Annotated in this window: 17 protein-coding genes; 5 read left to right on the top strand and 12 right to left on the bottom strand. The window is 31.9% G+C overall.

The window, feature by feature from the left end; genetic code table 11:
* The first annotated feature begins 105 nt into the window (after positions 1 to 105).
* Positions 106 to 1,722: a Na/Pi cotransporter family protein gene (locus EF514_RS08490; RefSeq protein ID WP_127725016.1), complete on the top strand. Its 1,617-nt coding sequence runs from the start codon at positions 106 to 108 to the stop codon at positions 1,720 to 1,722.
* 21 nt (positions 1,723 to 1,743) lie between these two features.
* Here the strand turns inward: EF514_RS08490 and EF514_RS08485 are convergent, their stop codons facing one another.
* Positions 1,744 to 2,661 (bottom strand): diacylglycerol/lipid kinase family protein, encoded by a 918-nt coding sequence (locus EF514_RS08485; protein WP_127725015.1) that lies wholly within the window; start codon positions 2,659 to 2,661, stop codon positions 1,744 to 1,746.
* A gap of 158 nt (positions 2,662 to 2,819) precedes the next feature.
* On the opposite strand from EF514_RS08485, the gene EF514_RS08480 reads away from it, so the two are divergent.
* Positions 2,820 to 3,146: a GNAT family N-acetyltransferase gene (locus EF514_RS08480; protein ID WP_127725014.1), complete on the top strand. Its 327-nt coding sequence runs from the start codon at positions 2,820 to 2,822 to the stop codon at positions 3,144 to 3,146.
* Between the two features lie 47 nt (positions 3,147 to 3,193).
* On the opposite strand, the gene EF514_RS08475 is transcribed toward EF514_RS08480, so the two are convergent.
* The 8 genes from EF514_RS08475 to EF514_RS08445 form a co-directional block, all read right to left on the bottom strand.
* Positions 3,194 to 3,853: an L-fuculose-phosphate aldolase gene (locus EF514_RS08475; protein WP_127725013.1), complete on the bottom strand. Its 660-nt coding sequence runs from the start codon at positions 3,851 to 3,853 to the stop codon at positions 3,194 to 3,196.
* 22 nt (positions 3,854 to 3,875) lie between these two features.
* The gene (locus EF514_RS08470) at positions 3,876 to 5,306 is read right to left on the bottom strand and encodes an FGGY-family carbohydrate kinase (protein WP_127725012.1); all 1,431 of its coding nucleotides are present in this window, start codon (positions 5,304 to 5,306) and stop codon (positions 3,876 to 3,878) included.
* The gene (locus EF514_RS08465; RefSeq protein ID WP_127725011.1) at positions 5,303 to 6,298 is read right to left on the bottom strand and encodes an NAD(P)-dependent oxidoreductase; all 996 of its coding nucleotides are present in this window, start codon (positions 6,296 to 6,298) and stop codon (positions 5,303 to 5,305) included. The genes EF514_RS08470 and EF514_RS08465 overlap by 4 nt, the downstream gene beginning before the upstream one ends.
* Positions 6,299 to 6,310: 12 nt before the next feature.
* A complete protein-coding gene (locus EF514_RS08460) occupies positions 6,311 to 7,360 on the bottom strand; it encodes an S-methyl-5-thioribose-1-phosphate isomerase (protein ID WP_127725010.1) in 1,050 nt (349 codons plus the stop codon).
* Positions 7,361 to 7,369: 9 nt separating this feature from the next.
* Positions 7,370 to 8,548, bottom strand: coding sequence for an S-methyl-5-thioribose kinase (gene mtnK, locus EF514_RS08455; protein WP_127725009.1), 1,179 nt, complete (start codon positions 8,546 to 8,548; stop codon positions 7,370 to 7,372).
* Positions 8,549 to 8,593: 45 nt separating this feature from the next.
* The gene (locus tag EF514_RS08450; RefSeq protein ID WP_240649047.1) at positions 8,594 to 9,664 is read right to left on the bottom strand and encodes a Na+/H+ antiporter NhaC family protein; all 1,071 of its coding nucleotides are present in this window, start codon (positions 9,662 to 9,664) and stop codon (positions 8,594 to 8,596) included.
* Positions 9,665 to 9,723: 59 nt separating this feature from the next.
* The gene (locus EF514_RS10935) at positions 9,724 to 9,918 is read right to left on the bottom strand and encodes a hypothetical protein (protein WP_240649046.1); all 195 of its coding nucleotides are present in this window, start codon (positions 9,916 to 9,918) and stop codon (positions 9,724 to 9,726) included.
* A 248-nt stretch (positions 9,919 to 10,166) separates the two neighbouring features.
* A complete protein-coding gene (locus EF514_RS08445; RefSeq protein ID WP_127725008.1) occupies positions 10,167 to 10,937 on the bottom strand; it encodes a DeoR/GlpR family DNA-binding transcription regulator in 771 nt (256 codons plus the stop codon).
* Positions 10,938 to 11,102: 165 nt separating this feature from the next.
* Here EF514_RS08445 and EF514_RS08440 point away from each other — a divergent pair, with 165 nt between their 5' ends.
* Together EF514_RS08440 and EF514_RS08435 are read left to right on the top strand one after the other, a co-directional pair.
* A complete protein-coding gene (locus EF514_RS08440) occupies positions 11,103 to 11,804 on the top strand; it encodes a pirin family protein (RefSeq protein WP_127725007.1) in 702 nt (233 codons plus the stop codon).
* 94 nt (positions 11,805 to 11,898) lie between these two features.
* Positions 11,899 to 12,354 carry a copper amine oxidase N-terminal domain-containing protein gene (locus tag EF514_RS08435; RefSeq protein ID WP_127725006.1) on the top strand — a complete coding sequence of 152 codons (456 nt, stop codon included), beginning with the start codon at positions 11,899 to 11,901 and terminating at the stop codon, positions 12,352 to 12,354.
* A gap of 112 nt (positions 12,355 to 12,466) precedes the next feature.
* Here the strand turns inward: EF514_RS08435 and EF514_RS08430 are convergent, their stop codons facing one another.
* Entirely contained in the window at positions 12,467 to 13,099 is a 633-nt protein-coding gene (locus EF514_RS08430; protein WP_127725005.1) for a GyrI-like domain-containing protein, read from the bottom strand.
* A gap of 93 nt (positions 13,100 to 13,192) precedes the next feature.
* Here EF514_RS08430 and EF514_RS08425 point away from each other — a divergent pair, with 93 nt between their 5' ends.
* Complete coding sequence (locus tag EF514_RS08425) at positions 13,193 to 14,020, top strand: carbon-nitrogen hydrolase family protein (protein ID WP_127725004.1); 828 nt, start codon at positions 13,193 to 13,195, stop codon at positions 14,018 to 14,020.
* A 59-nt stretch (positions 14,021 to 14,079) separates the two neighbouring features.
* On the opposite strand, the gene EF514_RS08420 is transcribed toward EF514_RS08425, so the two are convergent.
* Both EF514_RS08420 and hcp read right to left on the bottom strand, forming a co-directional pair.
* Complete coding sequence (locus EF514_RS08420; RefSeq protein WP_127725003.1) at positions 14,080 to 14,625, bottom strand: hemerythrin domain-containing protein; 546 nt, start codon at positions 14,623 to 14,625, stop codon at positions 14,080 to 14,082.
* Between the two features lie 32 nt (positions 14,626 to 14,657).
* On the bottom strand, positions 14,658 to 16,526 hold the full coding sequence (gene hcp, locus EF514_RS08415) for a hydroxylamine reductase (protein WP_127725002.1): 1,869 nt from the start codon (positions 16,524 to 16,526) through the stop codon (positions 14,658 to 14,660).
* Positions 16,527 to 16,530 lie beyond the last annotated feature (4 nt).

Raw genomic sequence — 16,530 nt, 5'->3', positions numbered from 1 at the left:
AGTCCACCATACTTTTAAAACATTCTTTAAAAATCAAAATATTACTATGAAATTTTCTACAATTGAGTTATGATTAACAATGGATTAATTTAATAGGAGGAAAAAATGTCGACGGTTCAAAGCTTTTCAATTGTCTATATCTTTTCGCTACTAGGCGGACTTGCATTATTTTTATATGGTATGGATTTAATGAGCGAAGGGTTGGAACTCTTTGCCGGAAATAAGCTTCAAAAAATTATTGAAAAATTAACCTCCAACACCCTTAAAGGTATTGGAGTGGGAATTGCTGTTACAGCTATTATTCAAAGTAGTTCCGCTACAACAGTAATGGTTGTAGGGTTTGTAAATGCAGGTTTAATGTCGCTGCAACAAGCCGTAGGAGTAATTATGGGGGCCAATATAGGTACAACGGTCACCGGACAGTTAGTTGCATTAAATATTACTGATTCAGCACCTTTAATTGCTTTTATTGGGTTCTTTATGTATAAATTTATAAATAAAAGCTCAATATCCCATCTTGGACAGGTAGTTATGGGGCTGGGAGTTTTATTTATGGGAATGGATATTATGTCTCAGTCAATGGTTCCTCTACAAACAAATGAGGCTTTTGTATCTTTGATGACTAAGATTTCAAATCCAATAACAGGTATTTTTGTTGGTACTTTTTTTACTGCAATTATTCAATCTTCAAGTGCTTCCTTAGGTATTTTGCAAGCACTTGCCAATAAGGGATTAGTTGGACTACACGGCTCAATGTACATTATATTCGGCTTTAATATAGGTACTTGTATTACCAGTATACTATCTGCTATGGGAAGCTCTAAAAACGGTAAGAGAGCAGCCGCTGTACACGTGCTCTTTAACGTTATAGGAACTATAATATTTGTAATTCTTCTAGGTATACTTCCTATAGAAACTTGGGTTGTAAAATTTTCTAAGGATTTACCTGCAGCACAGTTGGCCAATTTCCATACTTTATTTAATATTGTAGCCACTGTTATACTATTTCCATTTTCTAAGTACCTTGCAAATCTTGCTACAAAATTAATACCTGGAAAGGATCCTCTAACAGAAGATCTTGCTCTTAAGTATATTAATATTAAAAGCGGTAAAGATTCCAATGCAGCTCTAACTGACGTAAGAGCGGAAACCACAAGAATGTTAGATATTGCAAGAGAAAATTATAAAATTGCAATGGAAATATTTAATGATTATGACGAAAAGAAACATAGACTTCTTTTGCATAATGAGGAGATAATAAACTATTTAAACTCCAATATTACAAAATACATTATTGATGTTTTAAGTGAACCTATGGATGATACAATGGCTTCTTATTTCACAGGTTATCTGAGAATTGTAAGAGATATAGAAAGAATTGGAGACCATACAAAATCAATTGGCGAATATGCAAAGGCATCCTATGATAGAAACCTATACTACAGTGAAGATTTCCATAAGGAAATCAGAATTTTAGATCAACGTCTAAACAGTCTATATAAATCTATCTATGAAGATAAGACCAGAGAAGAAAGACGTGCAAATACCCGTAGAATTAATGACATTGTAGAAGTTGAAATTGAAACATTTAGAAATCGCCACATAGATAGAATGAAAAACGGAACTTGCGACCCTGAAAGCGGTCTGTTCTATGAAAAACTTTTAAGCAGCTATGAAAGAATTTCCGCATATCTAAGTAATATAGGGAAATTAGTAATTTAAAAAAACCTCTTCGGAGGTTTTTTATTTTACTATAATATTTATTTTTTCATTTCTTAAACCATATTCCGCCCAAGTACTCCTACCTAACTGTTCCCCATCAACATGACAATGGGTGGAGCTTAAACATTCCACTTTATACTTCCTACCCTTTGAAATATAAACTCGATTACTGTTTTCATGTCTACCAAAAAATGCCTTTAAAATCAAATAGATAACTACTGTTTTTGACTTAGTATTAAATATGCAGAGATCTAAAAAATCGTCATAACCCTTTGCTTGAGGACATAACATTACGGCCTTTCCCTCATAGGCTGTATTCATAATTACACAAAAATAACAACTTTTAAAAATTCTCTCTCCACTGCCCTCAGTTATTTTCAACTCCAACGGTTTAAAGCTGGCCATTACCTTTAATGCGCTAAATGCATAGATAAGTTTTCCAAGTGCGGTGTTTTTATATACTATCTTTGATTTAGCATTGTTGACTTCGTTTGTTATAGTTGCATCAAAACCAAAACCTGAGGACACTATAAAATTTCTACACCCATACTCATTTTCCACATAGCCTATATTGTATTTTACAATATCTTTAGGATTTAAAATTTTTTCCACATGACTATTTAAATCCTTAATCTTTCCATAAGACCTTACGAAATCATTTCCCGAACCTGTAGGAATAATTCCCAAAGTTATTAAATTAATATTTTTCAATCCATTTATAACCTCATTAAGTGTCCCGTCTCCTCCTAACACTACTATAATGACCTTTTCTGTTAAATCACTGCTAATTTCTTTAGCAAACTTTTGAGCATCACCTTTCTTCTCTGTTACAAAGTATTTATAATCAATTTTTTTAAGTTCAACTTTCCTTTTGATTTCCAGCCAAATTTTTTCTCCTCTTCCCGATTGAGATTTTGGATTTATTATAAAATAATACATTCTTACCTCTTTAAATAGTTATATTAAAATCTTAAATTCTAAGTTTATTAATAATTATATCAAATATGTAAACTTATTAAATATTGGGATATTTGTTTTGTTAATTAATATCTCTTAAGGGGTATATAATTTTTAATAGGAAGTGAAAGGATGATTTTATGAATAAAATAGTTAGAGACGAAAATTTATTTTGGGTAGGAGAAAGTAAGGAAAATCCTTCAGGTTTTATTAAATTTAGACCAACTGAAGATAACCCTGAGGTTCTAATTGCTGCAAGTACTGTGGTAAAACCTGAACTAAGAGGCCAAGGTATGGCTGAAAAGCTTCTTAATGAGCTTACATCTTATGCAAGAGAAAACAATTTTAAAATTAAAGCTCAATGCTCTTATGTTGTTAGAAAATTTAATGAAGACAACAGCTATGACGATGTAAATGTAGATGCAGGTAAAGATATTCAGGACCCGGGTATCTGTGAAATACTTTAAACTTTAACGCAATTTAAAGGAACCTAAGATTAGCTTAGGTTCCTTTTTTACTGTTCTTCCTTCGTACTTTGTCCATAATTTTGAAATCTGTGAACTATATTTTCAACTTCTTCATCATCAATTATTACCGGTTTCCCGCAAGCCGAAGCAAATACATGAATCTTTGAAAGTTGTTCAACTGTCTTAGCTAAATTAAAAGCACTTTCTAAAGTCTTGCCAAAGGTAATTTGACCATGATTAGCTTGAAGACAAGCTCTTCTTCCCACCATTGCCTCAACAGCTTTTTCACCTATTTCTCTAGTTCCAAAGGTAGCATACTCCGCACACTTTATATCCTTTCCCCCTGCATCAGCTATAATGTAATTTGAAGCGGGCAAGTCCATTCTATTACAAGCCAGTACTGTGGCAAAAGTTGAATGACAATGCACCACTGCTCCGGATTCTTCTCTATTTAAATATATTAATCTATGCATTTCAAATTCACTTGAAGGTTTTCTTTTTCCCTCTACTACATTCCCCTCTAAATCCATTATGACAATGTCTTCAATTTCAGTTTCAAAATAGTCAATTCCGCTTGGACTTATGGCAAAGTAACCTTTCTCTCTATCTACAATGGAAATGTTTCCGCCTGTTCCCGTAGTCAATCCCTCAGTTATAAGTTTTTTACCAAACTCCACTATTTTCTTTCTCTCTTCAATCATTAACATATTTTTTCTCCTTTTAAATATTTCATTTTACACTCTCTAGCCACTTTTCATAGTATAAGTGAATATATGTACCCTCTTTAGGATAATAAGTTTTAACTGTATTTGAAAAAAGCTCTTCATTGTTTTTATTTTTAACTGACTTATTTAATAAACCCATTAATGAACTTTTACTAAACCCTTCATTTAAACTTATTGGCAGTCCTATTAAATTAGCAAGATTTTGTGTAAAGTTTTCAGATTGAAAACCTCCCCCACAACCTACTACTAAATTGTTTTTTTCTTTTTCATTTAAAATTTTAAACTTTTCATATATTGCACATACGTTGTCACATAAAATCCCATACATAAAATCGTAAATTGTAATATTATTTGAATTTGGTGGCGTTAAATAAAATCCACCCCTTATACTTCCCTTGGCCTTTAAAGTTATCTGTGACGTTAGGCTTGCAACTACACGGGGATTTTTTATTTTCAAATATTGATTCTCCAGTTCATCATAACTTATATTATGAGCAAAGATTTCTTTAAAGTTTTGATAATTTAATCCTGTAACCCCGGGATTAGACTCAACCATATACTTTTCTCCGCCGCAGTGTTTCCCATTCCAAATATTATTTTCATAGTCATAGATGGGATTATTTCTCAACTTTATAATGGGAGTAGTAGTTCCTGACACGATTACTAAATCACTTTTATTTATATCTCCTATCCCTTCTAAAGCAAACTGTGTATCTGCTCCTCCCACTATAAAATCCGTTTGAGAATCAAGCCCAAACTCTGTAGTAAAATCATTTTTTATACTTCCCAGCACTTTTCCGCTACTCACTACTTCAGGTAATATATCGATATCAATATTAAATATTTCACATAGCTCCTCATCCCAACGATTTTCTTTTATATTAAAAAGTTGAGTTTCTCCGGCATGTGAATATTCCATAGACAATTTTTCAGTAAATACGCTTCCCAACCATTCACTGATACTTATAAACCAACGTGATTTATTAAAAATTTCCTTTTGCCTCTCTCTAGTGGCTACTAATTTCATCGCACCAAAGTCCTCTGTTAAAGGATGACCGCTTAGTGTATATACTTTTTCTTTTAATTTTTCATCACTGTACTTTTCAATAAACTCCTTGCCCCGATTGTCTATATTTGGCATTCCAATAATCGCTTTTTTATTTTCATCTAGTAAAACGAAACTTTGTCTAGGACTGTCGCATATTATAGATTCAATCCTTCTGATTTCATTCTTACCAAGTAAATTCTTTATTGCGACAATGATTTTATCCAAGAGTTTCTCAGGGGAAAAAACCAATGAATTTTCATAGGCTAAATCTCTTTCATATTCATTTGAAAATCCCATAAAATCCACTATATTCCTTTTGCTATCTCCTATGGCAACTACAGTATTCCCCGTACCAATATCAATTAGCAAATAATATTCTTCTCTCATGATTCACCTGTTAAAATATCACTATTGAAAATAATCTCTTCTAGATTTTCACCATCTATAAACTTTAAAATTTTATCTGTTATAATTTTAGACTGATGATTTACCACTTCAAAAGTTGCACCATATATATGAGGTGTTAGTATAACATTATCTAAATTGTCAAATATGGTCTTTCCGCCAATAGGAGGTTCCACATCAAAGACATCTATAATAGCGCCGCGTATTTTCCTCTCATCTAGTACTCTGTATAATTTTTTGTTATCCACTACATTTGAACGTGAACTATTTATAAAGATGGCGTCTTCTTTCATTAAATTTAAAAGCTTTTCATCTATCATTTCCCTTGTATTTTCATTTGAAGGCAAATGTACTGAGACAATTTCACAATTTTTAAATATTTCTTCCAGAGATACTTTTTCCGCACCTTCAATTTCATTTTTTAAATAGGGATCGTAGTAGGACACTTTGCAGTTAAAAGGCTTAAGTAATTTAAAAATTGCTCTTGGCACAGCACCCATTCCAATAAATCCCACATGCTTTTCATATAATTCATTTCCTCTAAATAAATAATAAGGTGTTGTACCATCTATCCAATTTTCTTCCTCCATCCATTTCATTGAAGCAAGAACATTTCGAAGAAACATAATTACTGTAGATAGCCATAATTCCGCCACTGCCTGAGCATTTCTTCCCGGAGTTGTAAGTAAGGGTATTCCGTAAGCACTGCAGGATTTCACATCTATATTTTCCGGCGTTGCCCTACAATCACCTATAAATTTTAATCCTTTATAATTCCTTATTACCTTTTCAGTTATTTCGTCTAATTCAATTATCAAGCCATCAGGTTTTTCTCTAGTTAATAACTCTATCATTTCATCTTCATAATATCTCTCTCCAGTTATGGTCCAAGGATTATAGATAATTTCACTAAAAACACCTTTCAATCTATTTAAATCCCTTTCCACCATTGGAGCTCTCACTAATAATTTCATATTATCTCCTTATTAATAAAACTTTGTGGGATTCTTTAAATATCCACTTAATTCCTCAGGTTTGAAAATTCCTTTATCTGTAATTATTCCCTTTATAAGTTCCGGAGGTGTTATATCAAAGGAAGGATATATTCCCTTAACATTTTTATCTGTAATTTTAATATCCAAAAATTTCAACATTTGCTCAGGGTCTCTCATTTCAATTACTATGCTATCTCTATCTTTCTTTCCAATATCAGGTAAACCTGTAACATAGTAAGGTACATTAAATTTTTCACATAAAATTGCAATCTGATAGGTTCCTATTTTATTAGTTACATAGCCGTTTTCCGTTATAGTATCGGCAGCTGAAGTAAATATATCTACCTTTTCATTTTCCAACAGCCAAGCCACCATATTATCTGTTATTACAGTAGTATCAAAACCCATTTCCGCACAACAGGAAGCCGTCAGCCTAGCTCCCTGAAAATATGGTCTGGTCTCTGCACAATAAAATTTAAGGTCCTTTTTTTCTTGTTTTGCAAGTCTTAAAAGCATTCCCACTATAGTCTCTCCGTAACACTGAGTTAAAACGGCGGAATCACTGCTAAGTAGATTAACAAGGTACTTAGCCACATTTTCCATTGTAGAATATCTTCGATTTAAAGAGTCAATAGTATCTAATCTAATTGCCTCAATTGGATTTTCTCCTTTTAAAATCGCTTCTTTACCGATTTCAAAGGACTTTTCCGTTATTAAACTCATTCTATTGGCAGTTGTAGGTCTGGCATTAGCCAAATTATAGGAAGCTTCTTTTAAAAAGTTGATTTGATTTTCCGAACTTTCCTTTCTACACTCATAAGCAGCCAGTGCCATTCCCATTCCTACAGCAGTATAGGGGCCTGCACTTTGAGTTACCATTTCCGCTATGGCTTTAGTTACATCACTATAACTTCTACATACAACCTTTTCTTTTTTAATAGGGTATATCCTTCTATCTAAAATACTTACTTGTCCATCCTCATACCAAGCCACATTTTCATATCTCAAAAGGTATGGCAAATCATAATCTTGTCTTTTCATTTTAATCTCCTACAATAAAAATTTAATATAATCTACTAAGTCATCTCCTTTGATGTCTTCCCCTCTATTTAAAATACAGTACTTACCAAATTTAATTAGAGCTTTATCACTTTCAATCCTGTTAAATTCCGAAACTTCTTCTATTTCTTTGGTCTTTGTATCCCCCACAACTCTTCTTATTATCTCCGTTCCCATATAACCTAAAGTATCCGATTTAATACTGTTTACATACTTTCTTAGATATTCAACAGTATAAAAAGCATTTGCCTTTTCAATAAGAGCAACTAACAACTTCTTAAAAACTTTGTCATAAAGATACTTAGTTTCACTTATAAGTATATCCATAAACTGCATTGTTTTATTATTTTCCACACTTGAAGTAATATAGGAAATTACATAGTGGGCCAAAACATTTCCTATGTCATAACCTGCCGGTCCATAAAAGGCAAATTCAGAATCTATTACTCTTAATCCACTTTCGTTAACAAAAATCGAACCGGAATGTAAGTCTCCATGTAACAGCACCTGAGAATTATTCATAAAGTTAATTTTTAATTCATTAACCTCTTTTCTCAAAGTCATATCTTCATAAATATATTCCCTTACAAAATCTTCTTCACCTTTATAGACTATATTACGATTTTTATAGTCATTATATGGCTCAGTAAGTACTAAATCCTCAGAAATTTTACACATTTCAGGATTAATAAAAAATCTCATTTTCTCCTTTTTATTTTCCGCATCATCTACAATGTCCGAAGTATTACTTAAAATAGGAATTAAAAATTCTATAACCCATTTAGACATATTTTTATAAATATTTCCATTTATAAGTTCTGTTCTTAAATTTTTAAAATCCGATATATCCTCCATAATTATCAGTGAATTACCTTTATCAAATTCATATATTTTAGGAACTTTATCTTTTACATATGAGTCGGCAATTTTTAAGTACTCCTGTTCAATCTCAATTCTCTTTTGATCTAAAGGTCTTCCTGAAGTACGTAGTAATTTTTCTGCCTTCTTAAAAATTAAACTCTCTCCACCTTTAGATGTTACTTTAAAGACATAGTTAATATTCCCATCACCTATTTCATCTATTGATATTTCTCCCTCTCTAAAGTCATCAATGTGTTTTTTTGCATATTCTCTTATTTCTTCCTCACTTAATATACTTTTATAATCCATAACCTCTCCTTTAAGTAAATAAGAGTAGGACCTAAGTCACCACTCTTATTTTGTTTTTACTTTTTTATTATAATTTGGAACTCCTGTTATTATGGAAAGTAATCCAAATACCAACATTAAAATACAATATACATTGTAAGGCATAATGGAAGCCGGAGCAATTCCCGCCATTCCTCCTGCTACTAACAGTTGACCTGCATAGGGAGCCAAACCGTTAAAGGCACTGGCAAAGATATCCAATAAACTTGCCACTCTTTGAGGAGCAATGTCATATTCTTGAGAGATGTCTCTGGCAATAGATCCCGCTGCAATTATAGAAATCGTATTGTTAGTCATAGCTAAATCCAATAAACTTACTAACCCTGCAATTGAAAGTTCTGCACCTTTTTTAGTCTTAGTGGTCTTAGTTAAATTATACAATAGAAAATCAATTCCTCCATAAGCTCTCATCAGCTCCACTATTCCACCTACTATTACAGCTATTACAGCCATATCTTCCATCCCCATTATTCCCTCATGGAGTACTGCAAAGCTGCCAAGTAACGTAAAGCTTCCGTTAATAACGCCAATTACCACTGACAAAGCAATTCCCAAACCTAGAACTACAGCTACATTTAATCCCATTAATGAAAGCACTATTACTAAAATATAAGGAGCTGTATAAAATAAATTATATGTACCTAGTTCAATTGCTCCTGAGCCACCTTGAAATAATAGCCAAGCAATAGTTAGAATAAAAGCAGGCAAAACCATAATTGCATTGGCTTTAAACTTCTCAATGTTTTTTATATTTTGAGTTCGCGTTGCCGCAATTGTAGTGTCAGAAATAAAGGATAAGTTATCTCCAAACATTGCACTACCCACTACAACTCCCGATACTAAAGCTAAACTTACACCTGATTTTTCAGCTATCCCAATTCCAATTGGCATTAGAGCAGCAACAGTACCCATTGAAGTTCCCATGGCAAAACTTAATAAACATCCAACTAAGAATAATCCTGGCAGTACTAAATTACTGGGAATAATTGACAGAGCAAAGTTTACAATTGAATCAACTGCTCCCATACCGCGAGTAATACCTGAGAAACCTCCGCACAGTACGTAGATTACTACCATTAGAACTAAAGTTTCTTCTCCTCCACCTTTACAGAATAAAGATAGTTTTTCATCTAGACTTAACTTTTTTCACCTTCAGGAGTATTTAAAAACATTGCGACAACAGAGGCAACTAACATTCCAACCATTAGTGGCATCACATTAAAATCTCCTGTTATTAAACCCGTCCCCATGTAAAGTACCAAGAAGGCAATTAAAGGTAAAAGCCCCAGTAAACTTCCCTTTTTTACACCCTTTAAGTTATTATTTTCCACTTCACTTCCCCCTTAATGATATTAACAAACAGTTTTATGATTAATCATGTAATTTTTATAAAGTATTGTGTAATATTATGTTCGTTTGTTATTATAATATAAGGTTTTCTTACAATAGTCAATCTAATTGAAGCTACTAATGTAATATTTTGTAAAGATTTTAATCCTTATAGTCTAGTCTATAAACGTATAAATAAAGAGAGTCTAAAACCTATTTAAAGCTTAAACTCTCTTAAAATATTCTTAATTCAATAATTCCCATATAAAATTTTAACGTCACTCTCCGCTAAAAATTCCTCCCATTCATCACTAGGCTTTCTGTTAGTTATTAAGTAATCTATCTTTTCAAAATCTGATATATGAACGAGAGAAATTTTATCAAACTTCGTATGATCAACTAATAAATATACTTCCTTTGAATGCTCTATAACTTTTTTTCTAACTGATGAAATTGCTACGTTAGAATCAGTTATTCCGTTAACCATAGATATGGAACTGCATGAAATAAAACTCTTTTCAAAATTGTAATTATCAATCATTTCCAAACATGTACTATCTGAAGTACATTTATTTCTTATATCTATTACTCCGCCAAGCTGAACTAAATTTATATTTTTAAAATTTAAAAGTCTATATGAAACCATAATTGCATTTGTAACTATAGTAACCGGTACATCATCTATAAAGTCCAACATAGCCAAAACTGTAGATGAGTTGTCCATATATATGGATTCATTTGGTTTTACTTTATCATAGGTCAGTCTTGCAATTTCTTCCTTTTCCCTAATAGTTAATTTCTGTCTTACTGAAAATTCAACGTTCTTTTTAGACAATGATACTTCATTAATTGTTCCTCCACCGTAAAACATTGTAATAATATCACCATCTTCTAGCTCTTTAAAATCTCTTCTAATAGTTTGCTCCGAAACGTCAAACTCCTTTGCCAGCTCTTTAATAGTCAAAGTTTTTCTTTCTAAAAAAAGATTATATATTTTATTTTTTCTATCTATGGGTAACATTTAACCACCTACTAAACTATTTTATAACTCCATTTTATCTTAGCATATTAGCTTTTACAATTATATATTTAAAATAATCAGTTTAAAAGCACAGATTAAAATGTTATTTAATGGGTATTTTTTTAAAGACAGGTTGAAAGTATAATTAACTTAAAGGAGGTTAATATGCTAAGACACATAAAAAGAGATAGTATGGGACATAGTAATTCACATTGGTTAGATAGTTTCCACCATTTTTCTTTTGCAGATTATTACAATCCAAATAATATTCAATTTGGAGTTTTAAGGGTTGTAAACGATGATTTAGTTGGAGCCGGGACCGGATTTAATAAACACTTTCACGAAAATATGGAAATAATATCATATGTTGTAGAAGGTGAGCTTACTCATACTGATAATATGGGCAATCGCCGAAAATTAACTCGGGGACAGGTTCAATATATGAGCGCGGGAACCGGTGTGAAACATGGAGAACACAACTATGGTCATGAAGTATTGCGCTTTCTTCAAATTTGGATTTTACCAAATAAAGAAGGTTATACTCCAAACTATGGCGATTTACACCTAAAGTGGGAAGACAGAGTTAATAGATGGATGCCAATAGCCTCCGGTGATGGAGATAAGAAATTTCCCATTCAGGTTCATGCCGATGTTCATATATACTCCTCTTTAATTCTTAGAGATGATACCTTGGATTTTAAAGTCAATCCGGGAAGACAAGCTTACTTAATAGCTGTTGAGGGAGAAATGGATGTAAATGGAATTGTCCTTGGTGAAAGAGATGCTCTTGAAATTGTTGAAGAAGATATTTCCATTTATGCCGGCAACACTTCTCACCTTTTAATAATTGAAATGGAAAAACCATAAGACAATTCTTAACAGGAATTTCTAAACAAATTTTAAGCTTTAAAAATATATTGCATAAGTTAAAATCCTGCTGAACTGTTAAAGGAGATTTAGTATGAAAAAAAATTTAAATTTAATATTTATTTTATTATTTTTCATAATTCCAAAGAACGTACAAGCACAGGAAGAAATTAAAATTTGGATTAATGGAGAATATGTACAAAGTGAAGTTGCTCCATTTATTGAGGAAAATATAACTTTAGCACCAATTAAGGCAGTTGCAGAACAACTGAATTATGAAATTAGTTGGAATGAAAATGCAAGAAAAGTAACTATTCAAAATGAAAACAACTATCTTGAACTTACTATAGGAAAAACAATTGCAGAAGGCAGATCCATAGATAATGAAGTACTAAGTTTCAGTTTGGAGGTTCCCCCTAAAATTATAGACAATCACACTTTTGTACCTCTACGTTTTGTAGTGGAACAATTAGGCTCAGATATAAGTTGGGATGGAGAAAACAGAACCGTTATAATTGGCGAAGGATATAATCTAAATGATAGTAACTAGTTTCAACAAAAAAAGTCTTTTGGTTATCTAAAAGACTTTTTTTAACAGGTTCACAGTCCCACTTTTCTTTTTTCTAGATCTAAGCACTATTAATTATAGTAAATATTTAAAACTATTTCTTTTTTATTTTATATCTAAGTATAGTCTTTAATTTATTTGATTCCACTCTCCTTGCGTCACTTAAATAAATTTCTCTATGGTAACTATCACTTCTAATGTATCCGCCCTCTTTTACTAATTCATCCATTAACTTAAAAGTATTATCTTCACTGTCATAAGACCCTATATGAAGCATTTGAACACATAACCCGTCCTCAATTTCACCAAAGCTTACTTCTTCTAATAAATCATCAGGTTTTTTCTTCTTAACTGTTTTAATAGCCTCATCAAACATTTCTTCACTAATAAAGTCAGGTTGTCTTACCATAATAGTATATATAAAATCGTCTTTATTATTACTATTTTCCTTTTCCTTAGTCCAAAGTCCCTCTAAAGGATATACAGTGTAATCAGTACAATGAAATTCTTCATCAATTTCTAAGTTGTTTTTGCAAAATCGTTTATAATTCATTTTTATGGGGTATGCTATTGACATTAGGACTCCTATTTTGCGAGAAAAATCTTCGTTATTGGGATTTCCCTTCCCTTTAATCATTATGTACTTTTGCTTTGGAACTGTTAATATTGTTGGTTTCTTTTTAGTGCTATAAAGCTCTTTTTCATGTTTTCTCCACTCATGTTTCACAGATAATCACTTCCTAACTTTTAATTTTTTTACATATTTTAATTGTGACAGTTAACAATATGTTATCATACTTTTACTTTTAAGGAGGCAATTATGAACAAATATTCTATAGGTCTTATACAATTAGATACACAAGACAACTTAGAAGAAAATTTAAATAAAATCAAATACTATATTGAAGAAGCTAGTACAAAGGGATGCAAACTTGTGGCTCTTCCTGAAAACTCCAATTATATTGGGAAAGACCCCTCTGCTCACGCTGAAAATATTCCTGATGGAAAAACTTTTAATTTTCTGGCAAACCTAGCAATTAAAAATCAAATTTGGATTCATGCAGGAAGCATATATGAAAAAAGCAATGAATATGATAGACCTAGTAATACCTCATTTATTATAAACCCGAAAGGCGAGTTAATGAGCAAGTATGTAAAACTACATCCCTTTGACGTTACCATTGAAAACGGGCCTACTATTAAAGAATCCAATAAAATAATGCCCGGTGAAGAAATTGTAGTATTAGACACTAAAGAACTTGGGACTTGGGGAATGTCCATATGTTACGATATGAGATTTCCCGAACTCTATAGATTAATGGTTCTTGAAGGCGCGGAAATTTTATTTGTACCATCTAACTTTACTATTAATACAGGCAAAGACCATTGGGAAACTCTTTTAAGAGCAAGGGCTATTGAAAACGGGGCCTATGTAATTGCCGCAGCTCAAATAGGTAAAAAGCCAAAATTTCAGGCCTATGCCAAGTCATTAGTAGTAGATCCTTGGGGAGATATTATAGCTAAGTCCTCAGACTTTGAAGGATTAACTACTGCAGAAATCAACTTGGATTATGTAAAAGCTATAAGGCAACAAGTCGGAACTCTGGAAAATAGAAGAATTGATAGATACAAACTTATAAAATTATAAAAGAGTCAGTAAACAACTGACTCTTTAAAACTTCCCTACTGTCTAAATACGAACTTGAGTTAAAGAGAAAACAACTTATCTAGTAACTCTTTTCTCCTTTCCTCATTTTGCTCTTCTAGTTTTATTTTTGACTTCATTTCCGAATCTATTTCAGAAAGCAGTTCTTTAGTCAAACTTCTTTCACCAAAGGGATATACCACATTATTTTCCTTATCCACATGAATTCTCAATAAGTTTACATAACTCATTGCATTAGCTAATACTTGAACTTTACTTTTATCAGATTTGGATTCTTCATAATCATTTAAATAATTCTCAAGTTCACTTACATAGTACCTCGCCATTTGATGCTCTGTTAACATTCCGCTTTTTACTAATTTTTCCGCTACTTCTCCCAAATTATCTACCATGTATTTAAAAAGTATATCCTCTTCTTTTTTATGGTGAGTTGAATCGGCAAATTTTCTAATATACTCAATTAACACTCTATAAAAATTAACATTTAATTCTCGTCCATTCATTATAGAAATACAATTTTCTTCAACTTTATCCACTACTTCTATTATTTTTTCATGCTCTTTTTTTAAAAATTCTATGGTAAACATACTTGCTCCTTTTATAATACTTAGATTGAAAATCATACCATCTTTAAATCTTGCTCTATAATGATTTCATTTATTTTATCTAAAAGCTCATTTAAATTAAATCCATGGACCATTGACGCTTCTTTTAAAGTTTCATTTTGAGATGCAGGACAGCCTAGACAGTGCATTCCCATACTCATAAGCACCGGTGCTGTCTCAGGATGCTTCATAACCAATTGTCCAATTGTAAAGTCTTCGTCAATTGAACTTTTTAATTCTTTAGCTTCAGGAAAAAACAATTCAATATCCTCTTCAACAGTACCTATTCCTGATATTCCAAACTCTCTAACTAAAATATCAGCTACATTTTTAGATAAAAATCCCGGAAGAGTTGGCCCTAAGTGAATATCCTTAACTCCTAGATACAATAGAGATAACAAAACTATTACTGCCTTTTGTTCATACCATGCAATATTGTATATAATAGGTAGTTCATTTATATCTTTTAAGTTAAATATTTCCTTTAACTTAAGAGCAATAACAACTAAGGAATAGGAATCATTACACTGACCTGCATCAAGTACTCTAGGAATTCCGCCGATGTCTCCCAAATTCAACTTATTATATCTATACTTAGCACACCCTGCAGTAAGTATGACACTGTCCTTTGGAAGAGACTTTGCAAAATCACTATAGTAATTTCTTCCCTTTTGTCTTCCGTCACACCCTGCCATTACTACAAATTTTTTAATTGCTCCGCTTTTAACCGCATCTACAATTTTATCTGCTAATTGAAAAACTTGGTTGTGTGCAAAACCTCCAATAATTTCACCTGTTTCAATTTCTTTTGGACTTTCGCATCTTTTTGCAAGCTCTATAAGTTCTGAAAAGTCTTTTTCTTCACCTACATTGCCATCTATATGTTTACAGCCGGGAAATCCTGCCATCCCCGTTGTAAATAACCTATCTTGATAACTTTCCTTTGGTGGGACGATACAATTTGTCGTCATTAAAATAGGTCCGTTAAATGACTCAAATTCTTCTCTTTGTTTCCACCAAGCATTTCCATAATTTCCAACAAAATTATCATATTTTTTAAATTCAGGATAATAGTTTGCAGGCAACATTTCTGAATGAGTATAGATATCCACTCCACTTCCTTGACTTTGTTTCAACAACATTTCCATATCCCTTAAGTCATGTCCTGAAATTAAAATTCCCGGATTATTTCTAACTCCTATATTTACTTTAGTAATTTCCGGATTACCATAGGCTTTGGTATTAGCTTTATCCAGTTCCTCCATAGCTAAGACACCATATTTCCCGGTTTCCAACACCAAGTTTATCAGATCTTCGCCACCCAATGAATCATCTAAAGTTTTTGCAAGAGCTTTTTGAATAAATATATTAATTTCTTCATTGTTGTTTAGCAGTACTTCCGCATGTTTAGTGTATGCGCTAAGTCCTTTTAAACCATATACAATTAATTCTCTTAGACTTTTAATATCTTCATCTGAAGTGGAAAGAACACCCACAACCTTGCTCTTTTCAGAGATATTTTCTATAGATAAATCACTATATAACGCAGCTTCTGAAAAATCTTCTTTATCCTTTAAACTATTGTAAAGATTTTCTTTTTCTCCTAGTGTAAGAATTATCCTATCTTCAATTACTTTTTCATCAAAATTTGCATTAGTTATAGTAGTAAATAAGTTATCAGTAACTATTTCATTTATATAGTAAGGAACTTCGTATCCCTCAGATCTAAGTCTTGTCACAATTTCAGAAATACCCTTAGTCAACCAAATCAACATATCCTGCTTATTAGCTACATCAGCATTTTTACCACATACTCCTACTTCTGTACAACCTATATTTTTTGCTGTTTCTTGACATTGATAACAAAACATTTTATTTCCCATAATA

This window comes from Anaerosphaera multitolerans, from assembly GCF_004006535.1.
Taxonomy (GTDB): domain Bacteria; phylum Bacillota; class Clostridia; order Tissierellales; family Peptoniphilaceae; genus Anaerosphaera; species Anaerosphaera multitolerans.
The sequence above is the reverse complement of the archived record's forward strand: the minus strand, read 5'-3'. Positions and strand labels throughout refer to the sequence as shown.

Bases quoted from the DNA above. Each gene is read 5' to 3' on its own strand.
- EF514_RS08490 (WP_127725016.1), top strand. From the start codon at position 106: ATGTCGACGGTTCAAAGCTTTTCAATTGTCTATATCTTTTCGCTACTA.
- EF514_RS08485 (WP_127725015.1), bottom strand. From the start codon at position 2,661: ATGTATTATTTTATAATAAATCCAAAATCTCAATCGGGAAGAGGAGAA.
- EF514_RS08480 (WP_127725014.1), top strand. From the start codon at position 2,820: ATGAATAAAATAGTTAGAGACGAAAATTTATTTTGGGTAGGAGAAAGT.
- EF514_RS08475 (WP_127725013.1), bottom strand. From the start codon at position 3,853: ATGTTAATGATTGAAGAGAGAAAGAAAATAGTGGAGTTTGGTAAAAAA.
- EF514_RS08470 (WP_127725012.1), bottom strand. From the start codon at position 5,306: ATGAGAGAAGAATATTATTTGCTAATTGATATTGGTACGGGGAATACT.
- EF514_RS08465 (WP_127725011.1), bottom strand. From the start codon at position 6,298: ATGAAATTATTAGTGAGAGCTCCAATGGTGGAAAGGGATTTAAATAGA.
- EF514_RS08460 (WP_127725010.1), bottom strand. From the start codon at position 7,360: ATGAAAAGACAAGATTATGATTTGCCATACCTTTTGAGATATGAAAAT.
- mtnK (WP_127725009.1), bottom strand. From the start codon at position 8,548: ATGGATTATAAAAGTATATTAAGTGAGGAAGAAATAAGAGAATATGCA.
- EF514_RS08450 (WP_240649047.1), bottom strand. From the start codon at position 9,664: ATGGTAGTAATCTACGTACTGTGCGGAGGTTTCTCAGGTATTACTCGC.
- EF514_RS08445 (WP_127725008.1), bottom strand. From the start codon at position 10,937: ATGTTACCCATAGATAGAAAAAATAAAATATATAATCTTTTTTTAGAA.
- EF514_RS08440 (WP_127725007.1), top strand. From the start codon at position 11,103: ATGCTAAGACACATAAAAAGAGATAGTATGGGACATAGTAATTCACAT.
- EF514_RS08435 (WP_127725006.1), top strand. From the start codon at position 11,899: ATGAAAAAAAATTTAAATTTAATATTTATTTTATTATTTTTCATAATT.
- EF514_RS08425 (WP_127725004.1), top strand. From the start codon at position 13,193: ATGAACAAATATTCTATAGGTCTTATACAATTAGATACACAAGACAAC.
- EF514_RS08420 (WP_127725003.1), bottom strand. From the start codon at position 14,625: ATGTTTACCATAGAATTTTTAAAAAAAGAGCATGAAAAAATAATAGAA.
- hcp (WP_127725002.1), bottom strand. From the start codon at position 16,526: ATGGGAAATAAAATGTTTTGTTATCAATGTCAAGAAACAGCAAAAAAT.